Consider the following 15207-nt stretch of genomic DNA (forward strand, 5'->3'; position numbering starts at 1 on the left):
TAAGGGGCCGCCTTTGCTAAAGCTTCTTTAGCAAAGGCGGCCGCACTTTTTGAGGCCTGTGTCAAGCCCTAATTTAAAAATTTTCAAATAAAAAAGTGATTCTTACGTTCTTTGTAGAATCACTTTTTCTTTTGCAATAATGTTTTTGATATGAAAGTAGATATGAATTTCCTTAACTAAATGACATTGCTACTGTTCTCGGATTCAGAGCCAGAGGCCCTTGTACGCAGCCAATTACTTACTCTTATACAAAAATGAAACACGCATGTTCAGCAAATAGCCAAACATGCGTGCTTTTATTTATAAATACCTAAATATAATGAATACAGGCCTTATAACAATTTATTAGATTGTTTCACCACCGAGTACTGCAAGGAGTCTTAAGAATCCGCAATAGCCATTCTTATCAAGAAGGCTCTTCATATCATATCCTGCAGGAATAACTACTTTGTATCTCTTGCCGTCATAGTTGAATACTACGTTTACATCGATATCACTTCTGGCTGAAAGAGCTTCTACCATCTTGTAATCAATTACTGAAGGCTTGTCTGTAACAAGGTTAAGAGCACCGTTTGCAGGAACTGACGCTACATTATTTATAACAGCTTCCTTGTACTGCAGTGGTGTAACATTTCCTACGCTGAATGATATTGTCTGAGCCGGCTTATCTCCACTGATTGCTGCTAAAAACGCTGCCTGCTCAGGGTTAGATGCTGCATTTGCCTGACCGGATATACTTGTAATAACTAATGAACTTGGCTGAGTAGGAGCAGGATCTGGCTGGGTAGAAGCAGGATCTGGCTGAGTAACTTCCTCAACTACAACTTCATAGTCATTACCGCCTGATGAAGAATTATCACCAGTTGAAACAGGTCTAAGTACTGCCTTAAGGTTGATACCACCCTTTTCATTAGTAAGTGCAAGTGAAAAAGTTCCATTTCCGTTATCTACAACTGTTACGTTCTCACCACCGCTGATAGTGTAGCCATCAGGAAGCTTTGCAGCAACTGAAAATGCCTGATTTATCTTTGTTGTAAAGTATTCCTTATCATTTATAGTCTGCTTTGTTGCATCTACTGTAATGCCATAGTCACTATTTGACTTGTCATCCTGTTTGATGATGTAATTGATAGCATTCACAATGCTTTCATAAGCTGCCTGATATGCCTGGTAGCATTCTACAACCATCGTTCGTCCATTATGCTCCCCAAGTTTTCCATCATTGATTGCTTTATCGCTGCCTTCAATAGCATATACAGTTATGTCAGGTATTTCCTTTGCCAGTTTTTCTCCACCTTTTTGCGCCCTGACTGCATAACTTTCACCTGTATTATTGTCCTCAACATACTTGTACATAGAATTAGCATCAGCTAGATTCAGACCATATTTTTCGCCCTTGATAGCACCTAAAACCACGATACTTCCAGCTTTTCCATCTTCATCATTGTCAATAGTAATACCATACTGCTGACCGGTAACATCACCCTCTACAACAATTGTTCCGTTACCGTCTGTATTAATACCATTGCTGCTATACTCGCTCCAAACTGCAGGCTTTCCTGTAGAGCCTTCATCGACGCTATAGTATTCCACCTCTTTACCATTTACTATTTCAGTTTTTTTGGTAAAAGAAGCACCTTCACCATTTATATATTCTGTACCGGATTTAGTTATTTCTTTTCCATTTGATACAACATCTCCGCCTACATTTAATGTGCTATTTCCTTTTACAACAGCACCATTTTCTCCTGCTGTAATAGTTCCTTTAACTGTAACTGTCGCTCCATCCTCAACATATACTCCGGCATCTGCTCCACCGGTAACTGTTGTAGTATCATACTCAACAACTGAAGAAGGAGCCTCTCCCTTATTGTCAGAATAATGACGATACATCGTTACCCCATTATCTGTCCGTTCTGTTATCAGCTTTGATGCATCCACATCACCCTCTACTGTAACTGAGGCGCCCTCACCTCTTGCTGTAACCGCTCCTATACCATTTCCGCTTCCCCAAGGTGATAAAAGATATTCATCTTCATTTGATGTAACATCACCTTTTACGGTAACATCTCCGTCCCACATAGCATCGACATTTCCGGTAACATCTCCATTTACAGTTATTTCACCACTTATTGCAGATACAGCTATTCCCTCATCTACTGTAACATCGCCATTAACGATTTTTTCTTCGTCTTCATTAGCTACCCCGACTTGAACTGTCTGATTCCCTTCAAGCACATCTTCGGATGCAAAAGATGTAAATCCAAATGTGCTAACCATTGTAATAACCATTGCTGTAGCAGTAACCTTAGCTAAAAGCTTCTTGTACATAACACTATGTCCTCCAAAACATATATAATTCATAATTCGCAACGAAGTCATGTTAGCATAAGCCAAACTTAGTAAGCCATTAAAACATTATAAAATCAATGGTTTTTAGATTATATTTTTCACTGTTTCTTTTCCCCTATGAAAATCATATTCAGATAAAAAAGAATGTCGCTTGCGACATTCTCGCGCCGAGCGCGGTTGCATTTATGCAACATCTTCCAATCGCGCGCTGTGCAGATCACTTGGCGAGGTTTTTTCGAGCCTAGTGAAATGTCATACACAGTAGTGCGCTTCCTTAGCGGAGCGATTATTTAAATCATAGGAAGCAATTTCCTATGATTTAAAAAACAAAGACCAAACCTTCTGCCCATCTGATATAATAGGCAATGTATTGTATTAAACATTATTTTTGGGGGTTACAAAATGAGCAAGTTAATTTATGAAAATCCGCTTGCATGTGAGGAGGATATTTCAAAGTTCATTCTTGAAGGCAGTGCCAGGATCAGTTTTCCCGAAGGGGCAATGAGGCTTGAGAACGCTTTATCTGCCAGTGAAGGACAGAAGGCAAACTACGTTTTATGGTGTCCTGAAGCGTTTCCTTCTGATGTGAAGATCGAATGGGAATTTCGTCCGTTAAAAGAGCCGGGCCTGGCAATTATGTTTTTTGCTGCGAAAGCCAGAAGTGGCGGAAGTATATTTGATGAGAATTTAAGCAAAAGAACCGGTGAATATAAGCAGTATCACAGTGGGGACATTAATGCTTTTCACGTTTCTTACTTCAGAAGAAAAGAGCCTGATGAAAGAGCCTTCCACACCTGCAATCTAAGGAAAAGCTATGGTTTTCACCTGGTTGCTCAGGGAGCAGATCCAATTCCTGACGCATCAGAGCAATCTGAATGGTACAAAATACAGATAATAAAGAATAAGAATAAAGTCACTTTCTTCGTTAACGGCTTACAGATATTTGAATTCGTTGATGATGGAGAAACTTATGGCAAACTGTTAACGGGCGGTCACATAGGATTCAGGCAATTGGCTCCTATGGTCGCAGAGTACAGAAACCTTCGGGCAACGTGGATTTGAATGAGAAAATATAGACTAATGAACGGGGTTGTAGGGCCATTTCTGAAATGGTCCTACAACCCCGTCCCGATACAGTCAATTTTTACAGTTTTGCAATATCCACGAGTTCCAGGTTCTCTTCAGTTGCCTTTGTTTCAAGACTTGTTACCAGCGCTCTTGCTGTATCAAGTGCAGTGATGACATTGACACCTGTCTCTATGGCAGTTCTACGGATAAGGAATCCGTCTCTTGATTTATCTCTTCCCTGTGTAGGAGTATCAATTACAAGGTCAATCTTGTGACCAAGGATAAGGTCTATGACCGTAGGAGATTCCTGATTTATACGATTTATCTTTCTTGCCTTTACTCCATTTTCATTAAGAGTATCAGCTGTTGAACGTGTTGCATAGATAATGTATCCAAGTTTCTCATAGCGACGTGCTATATCAATAACTTCTCCCTTATCTGAATCCTTAACAGTGATGATCATCTGTTTGTACTTAGGAAGATTTACGCCTGCTCCAAGGAAGGCTTTGTAAAGGGCTTCATTAAAGTTCTTACTGATTCCAAGGCACTCACCTGTACTCTTCATTTCAGGTCCAAGGCTAATCTCAGCTCCTCTTATCTTTTCAAAAGAGAATACCGGCATCTTGATAGCGACGTAGCCCGCCTCAGGCTGAAGTCCCGATGTATATCCAAGGTCTTTTAACTTATGTCCCATCATAACCTTAGCTGCAAGATCAACGATTGGAATACCTGTAACCTTACTGATGTAAGGAACTGTTCTGGAAGATCTTGGGTTAGCCTCAATGATGTAAACCTCATCACCTACAGCGATAAACTGAACATTGATAAGACCTATTACATGAAGAGCCTTTGCAAGTCTCTTTGTATACTCAGCAATTGTCTCTTTTACCTTATCAGAAAGAGACTGCGCAGGATATACGGAAATCGAATCTCCTGAGTGAATACCTGATCTCTCGATATGCTCCATGATTCCGGGGATAACGATGTCATCGCCGTCACATACAGCATCAACTTCTGTCTCAATTCCCTGAAGATACTTATCAACAAGGATAGGATGATCCTGAGCATATCTGTTGATAATGTTCATGAACTCCTCGATTTCCTGGTCAGAAAGAGCTATCTGCATACCCTGTCCGCCAAGAACATAGGAAGGACGAACAAGTACAGGATATCCAAGACGATTAGCAACCTCTTTTGCCTCCTCGGCTGTATAAACAGTTGCTCCCTGAGCACGCTTAATCTGAGTCTCTTCAAGGATCTGGTCAAATATCTCTCTATCTTCTGCAGCGTCTACGTCCTTAGCATCGGTTCCGTAGATCTTAACGCCCATCTTCATCAGATCCTGAGTGAGCTTGATGGCAGTCTGTCCACCGAACTGAACTACTGCTCCGTCTGGCTTTTCAAGTTTGACGATGTTCTCAACATCTTCAGGAGTAAGTGGCTCAAAATAGAGCTTATCCGCAATATCAAAGTCAGTACTTACTGTCTCAGGGTTGTTATTTATGATGATTGTCTCGAATCCGGCTTTCTTAAATGCCCATGTAGCATGAACTGAGCAGTAGTCGAACTCGATACCCTGACCGATTCTGATAGGACCTGAACCAAGAACCAATATCTTTTTCTTTCCGTTATTTGCTGACAAAGCAGCTTCATCTTCAGAGTCAGGGCCGTTGTAAACCGAGTAGTAATATGGTGTTGCAGCTTCAAACTCAGCGGCGCAGGTATCAACAATCTTAAATGTAGCCTTGATACCAAGTTCTTCACGGAGTTGTTTTAAAACATCAACTGAGAATCTCGTAAGTCTGCTGATAACTGTGTCAGGATATTCAAGGCGCTTAGCTTCAAGAAGTGTTTCAAAAGAAATGATCTTTTTTGCATCTTCTACTGTTCCCTGCTTACCTTCTGTATTCTTTTCACCGATTCTAAGGAGCTTAAGTTCCATCTTTACAAGTGTGTGGAGCTTATCTATAAACCAAAGGTCGATCTTTGTGATGTCATGGATCTGATCATGGCTTATACCGCGGCGAAGAGCCTCAGCAATTACCCATATTCTCTGGTCATCTACAACTTTGAGTCTCTCTAAAAGCTCATCGTCATCAAGCTCAGAGAAATCGTAGCTTGTAAGGCAGTCAACGTGCTGTTCAAGAGATCTGATAGCCTTCATCATTGCACCTTCAAAGTTAGTACAGATACTCATAACTTCGCCGGTTGCCTTCATCTGTGTTGTAAGTGTTCTCTTGGCTGTAATGAATTTATCAAATGGAAGCCTTGGGAACTTAACTACGCAGTAGTCCAAAGTAGGCTCAAAGCTTGCATAAGTTTTTCCTGTAATTGCGTTCTTTATCTCATCGAGGGTATATCCAAGGGCAATCTTTGCTGCAACTTTTGCTATAGGATATCCTGTAGCCTTTGAAGCAAGTGCAGAAGAACGGCTTACACGTGGGTTAACCTCAATTACGCAGTACTCAAAGCTTGTTGGGTGAAGAGCGAACTGTACATTACAGCCACCTGTGATCTGAAGCTCATCGATGATGTTAAGAGCTGCGCTTCTAAGCATCTGGTATTCTTTATCAGAAAGAGTCTGTGATGGAGCCACAACAATTGAGTCACCTGTGTGAACGCCAACAGGGTCGATGTTTTCCATGTTGCAGACTGTGATGCAGTTCCCTGCACTGTCACGCATTACTTCGTACTCGATCTCTTTCCATCCGGCAATACATCTTTCAACCAAAACCTCGCTGGCTCTTGAAAGTCTAAGGCCGTTTTCAAGGATCTCTTCGCACTGAACCTGGTTGTAGGCTATTCCGCCGCCTGATCCGCCAAGTGTAAATGCAGGACGAAGAACTACCGGGTATCCGATCTTGTTTGCAAATTCCACCCCGTCTTTTACGTTGTGAACTACAAGTGAAGCCGCACAAGGCTCACCAATCTTTTCCATTGTATCCTTGAATTCCTGGCGGTCCTCAGCTTTTCTGATTGTCTCAGCTGTGGTTCCAAGAAGCTTAACGTTATGCGACTTCAAGAATCCTGATTCATCAAGCTCCATTCCAAGGTTGAGTCCGGCCTGTCCACCAAGGGTAGGAAGGATTGAATCCGGTTTTTCTTTTTCTATGATCTGCTCAAGGGTCTTAACTGTAAGAGGCTCAATGTAAACCTCGTCAGCAATGTCCTTATCAGTCATGATCGTAGCAGGGTTTGAGTTTACAAGTACAACCTCAATTCCCTCTTCTTTAAGTGAGCGGCAGGCCTGAGTTCCGGCATAATCAAACTCTGCAGCCTGACCAATTACTATAGGACCGGAGCCGATGACCAGTACCTTTTTTACATCTTTATTCTTTGGCATCAGTCTTTGCCTCCTTCCCTGATCATTGAAATGAATCTGTCAAACAGATAGCTGCTGTCCTGTGGTCCAGGGCATGCTTCAGGATGGAACTGAACTGTAAAGATATTCTTTCCAACATAGGAAAGTCCCTCATTTGTTCCATCGTTTACATTTATAAATGCAGGCTTTGCCACATCCTTATCAAGCTTATCCATATCAACCACGTATCCATGGTTCTGTGAAGATATGTAAACTCTGTTATTTGACAGGTCTTTTACCGGGTGGTTACCACCTCTGTGTCCATACTTCATCTTGAAGGTATCAGCTCCTGTAGCAAGTGCCATGAGCTGATGTCCAAGACAGATCGCAAAAATAGGCAGCTCTGAATCATAGAGCTTTTTGATCTCTTTAATGATCTGTGTACACTCTTTTGGATCTCCGGGGCCGTTAGAAAGCATGATTCCATCCGGCGCATCCTTAAGGATTTCTTCTGCTGTTGTATCTGAAGGATAGATTGTCACATCGCACCCTCTGGAAACCAATGATGCTGCAATGTTTCTTTTTGCGCCAAAGTCAAGAAGCGCGATCTTAAGGCCTTTTCCGTTAAGTTCTTTTACGATAGCAGGCTTCTTTTCTCTCTTAGAAAGGTCCCCTTTAAGGCTCTCCTTGTAATCATCCTCGTTAAAAGAAGCACTGCCTGAAAGAGGTCCGTTCTCGGAAATATCTGTAACTCCCTTAAGGAACTTCTTTTCCTTGCAGGATACTTTGCTTACCACATCACCTGTTGTATAGGCGTGGAGCTTATCCTTTACATCCTCATACTTAAGATTTTCGTTGGTTGTAATAAAGCCGTTCATGGTTCCTTTTTCTCTAAGGATCCTTACAAGCTTTCTGGAATCTATACCCTCAATTCCAGGAATATCATACTTTTCAAGGAATTCCTGAATTGACATATCACATCTGAAATTGGAAGGAATATGAGAAAGCTCTCTTACTATAACTGCGTCGACCCAGATCTTATCTGATTCCATATCATCCAGGCACACGCCATAATTTCCTATAAGAGGATATGTCATACACACTGCCTGTCCTGCATAGGATGGGTCTGTAAAAACTTCTGTATATCCTGCCATTGATGTGTTAAAAACAATCTCGCTAACTACATCTTTATCAGCACCAATATGCTTTCCTTCAAAGACGGTTCCGTCTTCCAAGATCAAAAAAGCTTTCATTTATTTCCTCCAAAAAATATTTCTAGTTATTGAGTGATATACGGATTGCTACGCTCTCATCTACTCTATGATGATATACGGATTGCTCCGCTTTCATCTACTCCATGATGATATACGGATTGCTACGCTTCGCTCTCGCAATCCTGCATACATTCGGAAATCGCACTTCGTGCTTTTTTCCTCATGTATGTTCGCATCCCGAGGTCAAAATGTCATTTGTGCAAGCACATGACATTTTGACTTCTGTCTGCTATATCACTCAAAGTATTCCACACCACTCTCAAATATCTTAAGATCCTGCTCGCCGTAGATGTTGATTGCAACGCCGTCGCCGCGTCTCTCTGAGTGAGCCATCTTACCAAGGCATCTTCCATCAGGTGAAAGGATACCTTCAACTGCTCTGTAGGAGCCGTTGATGTTCCACTCATCATCCATTGTGATGTTTCCATCAAGGTCGCAGTACTGTGTTGCGATCTGGCCGTTTGCAAAGAGCTTATCAAGTACATCTTCAGGTGCAACAAATCTTCCTTCACCGTGTGAAGCAGGGTTTGTGTATACTCCGCCAAGCTTTGCATTCTTAAGCCATGGTGAGTTGTTGGAAACAACCTTTATTGTGGCCATCTTGGAAATGTGTCTTCCAATTGTGTTAAATGTCAGTGTAGGTGCGTTCTCATCCTGTCCTGTAATTCTGCCGTTTGGTACAAGGCCAAGCTTGATCATAGCCTGGAAACCGTTACAGATACCAAGTGCAAGTCCGTCTCTATTCTGTAAGAGGTCCTCTACTGCTGCCTTGATCTCCTCATTCTGGAAGGCTGTAGCAAAGAACTTAGCACTTCCGTCAGGTTCGTCACCGGCTGAGAATCCGCCAGGGAACATGATGATCTGAGCCTGCTCAATAGCTTTTCTGAACTCTTCAACAGATTCTCTGATATCCTGAGCGTCTCTGTTTCTAAATATCTTAATGTTTGTATTTGCACCGGCTCTTTCAAAGGCCTGGGCACTGTCATACTCGCAGTTCGTTCCAGGGAATACCGGAATAAATACTGTAGGCTTTGCTACCTTGTTCTTGCATACATATATGCTGTCAGCCTTGAAAAGACCTGTGTCTACAGCTTTTTTCTCCTCATTAACTGTGGAGTGGAATACCTTCTCAAGTTTTTCCTTCCAGCTATCAAGTGCCTCTTCTTCTGAGAAGCTTACGCCGCAAGCTGTGAATGTACTGTCATCTGTAACTTCACCGATAACTCTTGCTCCTGCATTTACAGCATCTGAAACAAACTCTGCAGGAACTTCTGCGATGATATCTGCAATATCGTTTGTAAAGAGCTCTTTTGCACTGATGCTGTCATCAATCTTAACTCCAAAGCCGTTACCAAAGGCCATCTTGGAAACTGAAGCAGCGATTCCGTATGCGTCCTCAGCATAGGCTGAAACGATTGCTTTCTTCTTCATAAGAGCATTTATCTTCTCGTAAAGAGCCATGATCTTTTCATAATCAGGAAGATCGTAGCTATCTCTTGGAAGCTTGAACTGAACAAGCTTATTTCCTGCCTTTTTAAGTTCAGGTGTTACTACATCTGAAAGCTGTGCAACATCTACAGCAAAAGAAACAAGTGTAGGTGGTACGTTTATCTCGTTAAATGAGCCTGACATAGAGTCTTTTCCACCGATAGAAGCAAGACCAAACTTCATCTGAGCTTCATAAGCGCCCAAAAGAGCTGTGAAAGGCTGGCTCCAACGGCTAGCATCTTCTGTCATTCTCTTAAAGTACTCCTGGAATGTGAAGTGGAGCTTTTTGTAATCTCCGCCGCTTGCAACAATCCTTGATACAGACTCTGTAACAGCAAAAGCTGCACCGTGGTATGGGCTCCAGCTTGAAAGATATGGATCAAAGCCATAGCTCATCATTGTTACTGTATCTGTTTTTCCTGACAAAACAGGAAGCTTAGCGATCATAGTCTGTGTCTCAGAGAGCTGTTTTTTACCACCATAAGGCATAAGCACTGAACCAGCACCGATTGATGAGTCGAACATCTCAACAAGGCCTTTTTGAGAACATACGTTGAGGTCATTTAATACTGAAAGCCATGCTTTCTTTACATCTCCCTTTGAAAGAGCTTCTTTTACGCCCTCTGAAGCTGTCTGCTCAAGATAGTTATCAGCCTTTGAAGGAATCTCAACCTTAACGTTTGTCTCCTGGTGAGCTCCGTTGGTATCAAGGAATGCTCTCTTAAGATTTACTATCTTCTTGCCCCTCCAGTTAAGTACAAGTCTCGGCTCCTCAGTAACTACTGCAACCTTAACAGCCTCAAGATTTTCTTCTCCTGCATACTCAAGGAACTTGTCCACATCCTTAGGAGCTACAACTACTGCCATTCTCTCCTGTGACTCTGAGATAGCAAGCTCTGTTCCATCAAGACCTGCATACTTTTTAGGTACAAGGTCAAGATTGATATCAAGACCAGGTGCAAGCTCACCGATAGCAACTGAAACTCCGCCTGCACCAAAGTCGTTACATTTCTTTATAAGTTCGCTTACTTCAGGGCGTCTAAAGAGCCTCTGAAGTTTTCTCTCAGTAGGTGCATTACCCTTCTGCACTTCTGCTCCGCAGCTTGTAAGAGATTTTGAGTCATGAGCCTTGGATGAACCTGTTGCTCCACCGCATCCGTCTCTTCCTGTTCTTCCGCCAAGAAGCACAATGATGTCTCCCGGATCAGCGCTCTCACGGATAACATGCTCCTGAGGAGCAGCTCCCATAACCGCACCAATTTCCATTCTCTTAGCCACATAGCCCGGATGATAGATTTCTTTTACATAACCTGTAGCAAGTCCGATCTGGTTACCGTATGATGAATATCCTGAAGCAGCGCCTCTTACGAGTTTTTTCTGTGAAAGCTTGCCCTTCATGGTCTCAGATACAGGAACTGTAGGATCAGCAGCACCTGTTACACGCATAGCCTGGTAAACATAGCCTCTTCCTGAAAGAGGATCTCTGATAGCACCGCCAAGACATGTTGCAGCGCCACCGAATGGCTCGATCTCTGTAGGATGGTTGTGAGTCTCATTCTTGAAGAACACAAGCCAGTTCTCTCTCTTTACACCCTCGCCATAGTCCACATCGATAGGAACTACAACTGTGCAGGCATTGTTCTCCTCTGACTCCTCCATATCTGTGAGTTTTCCGTCTTTTTTAAGCTTTTTCATTCCCATAAGAGCGATATCCATGAGGGAAATGAATTTCTCTTTCTTTTTATCTTCTGTCTGATAAAGGGAATCTCTCGCAGCAAGATAGTCTTTATAAGCATTCTCGATAGGTGCTCTGTAATCACCCTCTCCAAACTCAACGTTCTTAAGCTCTGTTCCAAATGTTGTATGACGGCAGTGGTCTGACCAGTATGTATCAAGGACTCTGATCTCAGTCATTGTAGGATTTCTATGCTCGTCATCATTAAAGTACTGTCTGATCCACTTAAAATCATTAAGTGTCATAGCAAGACCAAGTGACTTGTAGAGGTTTTCAAAGTCCTCTTCTGACATTGTGCAGAAGTTATCGAGAACTGCCACATCTTCTGGCTCATCATAATTTGTTACCAAAGTCTCAGGCTTGGTCTCATCCGCGATCCTTGAATCCACAGGGTTCATTGTGTATTCCTTGATCTTTGAAACTTCCTCAGAAGTCATATTTCCAATGAGCATATAGGTAACTGCTGTCTTGATAACAGGCTCTTCATCACCTTTTATAAAACGAACGCACTGTTCTGCGGAATCAGCTCTTTGATCAAACTGTCCGGGAAGTGCTTCGATGCTGAATACTACAGCTCCACTTGGCACTTCAATATTCTCTCTGTATAAAATATCTACAGGAGGCTCTGAGAAAACAGTTCTGCAGGCCTTCTCAAAAACCTCATCAGAAATATTCTCAACATCATAGCGGATGAAGATTCTTACATCTGATACGCTTTCAATTCCAAGATAACTCTTAATTTCATGCCTGAGTTCTCTTGCTTTTCCAGCAAAGGGCTGCTTTTTCTCAACATAGATTCGTCTTACACTGCTCATAATATCTCCTCGTTCAAAAAAATATTGTTTATTGTTTAAAAATAAAGAGTGCTAACATAAGCACTCTTTATTAAAACTAACTATTTAATTCATCAGACACTAACCCCTCAAGAACGTACATTAATTCTCTATCAATGGCTTCTTCAGAAATACCAATAGTCTTGGAAGAAATCTTAAGACCTTCCACCACGTACATAAGATTACGAGCACAGCCTAAAGGGTTCTCGCAAACAAATTCACCATTATCAACGCCATTTTCAATGAGCTTTTCTACAATTCTCACAGATGTGTCAAACTTAACTTTCAAAGGATTATCTTTGACCGACTGCTTTTTAACGGAATAATATTCATATGTAGCAACAGTCAGATTGTTCTTTTTCCTAAGAATGTCTTTTTTCTGTTCCTTAAGAAAAAGAGCAAGCATATCACCAGCAGATGCATCACCCGAAAGTGCTGCATTAATAGCCTCGTCATCATCCTCATCGGATTCAGTTGCAAGGACTTCAAGGAATATATCTTCGGTACTGGAAAAATAGAGATAAAGACCCCCACGACTGATGTCACAGGCATCTACAATGTCTTTCATAGTTACATTCTTAAAACCTTTTTCAGAAAAAACCACTCTGGCTTTGTCAAGAATATACTGTTTCTTCTTGGCAGACTTTTCTCCCATTCTCCACTCCTACCAACATTTAATAAAGTAGTACAGCTATCAGGCCTTGGAAGACCAATAATTCAAAAGCTCGTCCATTTTGCTGACTACCTGGAACAGTACTCCGTTGTAGACTCCCTCTGCCCACACTGTTCCTTTTGTCATTCCAGTAAGAATGTACTTGGAAAGAATACCTGCAAGGTCATCCATATCCATTATCTGAGCTTCCCTGATAAACATAAGCTCATCTTTAGCACTATTTAAATGATTCCTGGAATAAACATAGACATAATTGCGGTCAATAAGATTAGTATTCTGAGCCGCTTTTACAAACATAAGTAAATTTGAATCGTAAACTGGAAATGGCATAGATTTAAGGTCGCCATTAGAATAGCTCTGGGCAACCTCTGACTTAGCATTGTCCTTCAGCCATCTGACATATGGTAATAACTTATCCACTTCTGGACGATATCTGGAAACGATGTCCTCAACACTGTTCTCATTGACACTTCCGTCATTTTGAATACTCATTGAAAGGCGCTCCTTTACAGGCTTTGAAGGTAATCCTTCTGCCAAAACTCAATAATCTTTTACCAAATTCCTTGATAAATTATAGCAAGGCTGTCATAAAAAGTACAGAATATTTTACGAGAATTTATTATGAAAATAAAAGATGATATAATAGCATTTTGATATAAGTACTACTTATGAAGGAGCATTGGATGATAAGCAATTTTGAATACTACAAAGTCTTTTATTATGTCGGTAAATATAACGGAATCACTGCAGCTGCAAAGGTGCTGTCGATATCACAGCCTGCTGTAAGCCAGTCTATACACCAGTTGGAATCTTCACTTGGATGTACGCTGTTCCAGAGAACTTCAAAGGGAATGAAGCTAACTTCTGAAGGAAATCTTCTATACAGACATGTAGAAAAAGGTTATGAACAGATTGAACTAGGCGAACAGCGCTTAAAGCAGCTCCTACACCTGGATGCAGGCGAAGTCAGAATCGGAGCCAGTGACATGACCCTCAGATTCTTTCTTTTGCCCTATCTGGAAAAATTCCATGAGCTATATCCAGGTATCAAGGTAACTGTAACAAATGGTCCTACACCTGAAACTCTTTCTTACTTAAGAGATGATCGAATTGATTTCGGCGTGATTTCAAGCCCATTTACAGAAGATAGCAATCTGTCTTTTTTCCCTGTCTCAGACATTCAGGACACCTTTGTGGCGGGAAGAAAGTTTATCCCCTATAAGAACAGGATGCTTGATTTTTCAGACCTGCAATCAATGCCGTTGATTTTCCTTGAAGGTAAAACCAGCACAACCGACTATATCCACTCCTTCCTTGAAAAGCACAATACTACTCTTCATCCTGAGTTCGAGCTTGCAACCAGCGATATGATAGTTCAGTTTGCCCTTCGAAGCCTGGGCGTTGGCTGTGTCGTAAGAGACTTCGCAAAGGAATATCTGGACAGCGGCGTCCTCTTCGAACTTCGCTTTAACAAGATGATTCCAAAGCGCCAGATTTGCGTCGTCACCGACACATCCCGTTCCCTGTCCATAGCTGCAGACAAGCTCATTCAATTGATCAAAAACAATTATACTCAAACCTAAGTATCGAAGTAAGATTATATTTTCGGGCATATACGGTACAATTTTGAAGGCTCAAAGTTCTTGATGTCATTTACAACAATATGTACTATCATCACGACAACAGTGAAAGTATTTTTTGTCTTAAGCTTTGTGCTTATACTAAAATACTTGCGTTTTGTATATGCATAAGTGACGTCTCTAACTATCTAAAAAATTTAGATTGCAGCTTCGTACGCCACCATTGACTGAACCTGAGGAAAACGCCTTGGTCTGCGAGCCGACGGTGAGGATGATGGGAACAGTAGAGGGCTGGCATTAGAAAAAAGTGCTATAAGGAAGATTTAGTAAAAATCAAAGGTAGCTGGAAGCTCTCCAAAGCGCTATATGCTCAAATCAATTTCTGTTTGTTAACAATTCAAATTGAATAAAGTCCGGATTAACTGATGTGTAGGATAAGAGCGAAAGATTTGTAATATTTATCCCATTCTATCCAAGGCCGATTTCAGAGCTGTGGGATAAAAACTGAAATTCTATCGAAGTTATCCCACATTTTCAGGTTCCTGAACACTGTAATTTATTGAAAAGTGGGATAAGAATGAAAAAATCAATTGATTTATCCCACTTCGTATTATATAGTCATACCCATTCTTTACCTTTTCTATAGGTATAGGGTATGCTGTTGAAGATGCTGTGGATTGGTTTTGTCCCACTACCGCATAGACGGTTTCGAATAGGCTCCAACCACAGCCTCTTTGTCACAATGTTAATCAGTTAGATACCGCATGACGGTTTATGTAGAACGAGGTTACATCGGCAGAGAGTCCTGTGGATCCAATACAGCGTCAAATACTTTTAAGGAGGATCACATGTATGATCTATGTTGGTATCGATGTTGCAAAGGATAAGCATGATTGCTGCATC

The 15207-nt window shown here is 41.5% G+C and carries 8 protein-coding genes; 2 read left to right on the top strand and 6 right to left on the bottom strand.

The window, feature by feature from the left end:
* Positions 1-345: 345 nt before the first annotated feature.
* Complete coding sequence (locus BM146_RS04185; RefSeq protein ID WP_074884792.1) at positions 346-2331, bottom strand: hypothetical protein; 1986 nt, start codon at positions 2329-2331, stop codon at positions 346-348.
* A gap of 423 nt (positions 2332-2754) precedes the next feature.
* Here BM146_RS04185 and BM146_RS04190 point away from each other — a divergent pair, with 423 nt between their 5' ends.
* Positions 2755-3414: a DUF1961 family protein gene (locus tag BM146_RS04190; protein WP_074884795.1), complete on the top strand. Its 660-nt coding sequence runs from the start codon at positions 2755-2757 to the stop codon at positions 3412-3414.
* 82 nt (positions 3415-3496) lie between these two features.
* On the opposite strand, the gene carB is transcribed toward BM146_RS04190, so the two are convergent.
* The 5 genes from carB to BM146_RS04215 form a co-directional block, all read right to left on the bottom strand.
* Complete coding sequence (gene carB, locus BM146_RS04195; RefSeq protein ID WP_074884798.1) at positions 3497-6763, bottom strand: carbamoyl-phosphate synthase large subunit; 3267 nt, start codon at positions 6761-6763, stop codon at positions 3497-3499.
* Positions 6763-7974, bottom strand: a complete 1212-nt coding sequence (locus BM146_RS04200; RefSeq protein WP_074884801.1) for a carbamoyl phosphate synthase small subunit — start codon at positions 7972-7974, stop codon at positions 6763-6765. The genes carB and BM146_RS04200 overlap by 1 nt, the downstream gene beginning before the upstream one ends.
* 255 nt (positions 7975-8229) lie before the next feature.
* Positions 8230-12033 (bottom strand): phosphoribosylformylglycinamidine synthase, encoded by a 3804-nt coding sequence (locus BM146_RS04205; protein WP_074884803.1) that lies wholly within the window; start codon positions 12031-12033, stop codon positions 8230-8232.
* A gap of 76 nt (positions 12034-12109) precedes the next feature.
* On the bottom strand, positions 12110-12706 hold the full coding sequence (locus BM146_RS04210; protein ID WP_074884806.1) for a TetR/AcrR family transcriptional regulator: 597 nt from the start codon (positions 12704-12706) through the stop codon (positions 12110-12112).
* 39 nt (positions 12707-12745) lie between these two features.
* A complete protein-coding gene (locus BM146_RS04215; protein ID WP_074884809.1) occupies positions 12746-13216 on the bottom strand; it encodes a hypothetical protein in 471 nt (156 codons plus the stop codon).
* Between the two features lie 191 nt (positions 13217-13407).
* Between BM146_RS04215 and BM146_RS04220 the strand changes: the two genes are divergently transcribed.
* On the top strand, positions 13408-14307 hold the full coding sequence (locus BM146_RS04220; protein ID WP_074884812.1) for a LysR family transcriptional regulator: 900 nt from the start codon (positions 13408-13410) through the stop codon (positions 14305-14307).
* Positions 14308-15207 lie beyond the last annotated feature (900 nt).

It is taken from the genome of Butyrivibrio proteoclasticus (assembly GCF_900115735.1).
GTDB classification, from domain to species: Bacteria; Bacillota; Clostridia; order Lachnospirales; family Lachnospiraceae; genus Butyrivibrio; species Butyrivibrio proteoclasticus_B.

Coding starts and splice junctions, on each gene's coding strand:
- BM146_RS04185 (WP_074884792.1), bottom strand. CDS start 2,331: ATGTACAAGAAGCTTTTAGCTAAGGTTACTGCTACAGCAATGGTTATT.
- BM146_RS04190 (WP_074884795.1), top strand. CDS start 2,755: ATGAGCAAGTTAATTTATGAAAATCCGCTTGCATGTGAGGAGGATATT.
- carB (WP_074884798.1), bottom strand. CDS start 6,763: ATGCCAAAGAATAAAGATGTAAAAAAGGTACTGGTCATCGGCTCCGGT.
- BM146_RS04200 (WP_074884801.1), bottom strand. CDS start 7,974: ATGAAAGCTTTTTTGATCTTGGAAGACGGAACCGTCTTTGAAGGAAAG.
- BM146_RS04205 (WP_074884803.1), bottom strand. CDS start 12,033: ATGAGCAGTGTAAGACGAATCTATGTTGAGAAAAAGCAGCCCTTTGCT.
- BM146_RS04210 (WP_074884806.1), bottom strand. CDS start 12,706: ATGGGAGAAAAGTCTGCCAAGAAGAAACAGTATATTCTTGACAAAGCC.
- BM146_RS04215 (WP_074884809.1), bottom strand. CDS start 13,216: ATGAGTATTCAAAATGACGGAAGTGTCAATGAGAACAGTGTTGAGGAC.
- BM146_RS04220 (WP_074884812.1), top strand. CDS start 13,408: ATGATAAGCAATTTTGAATACTACAAAGTCTTTTATTATGTCGGTAAA.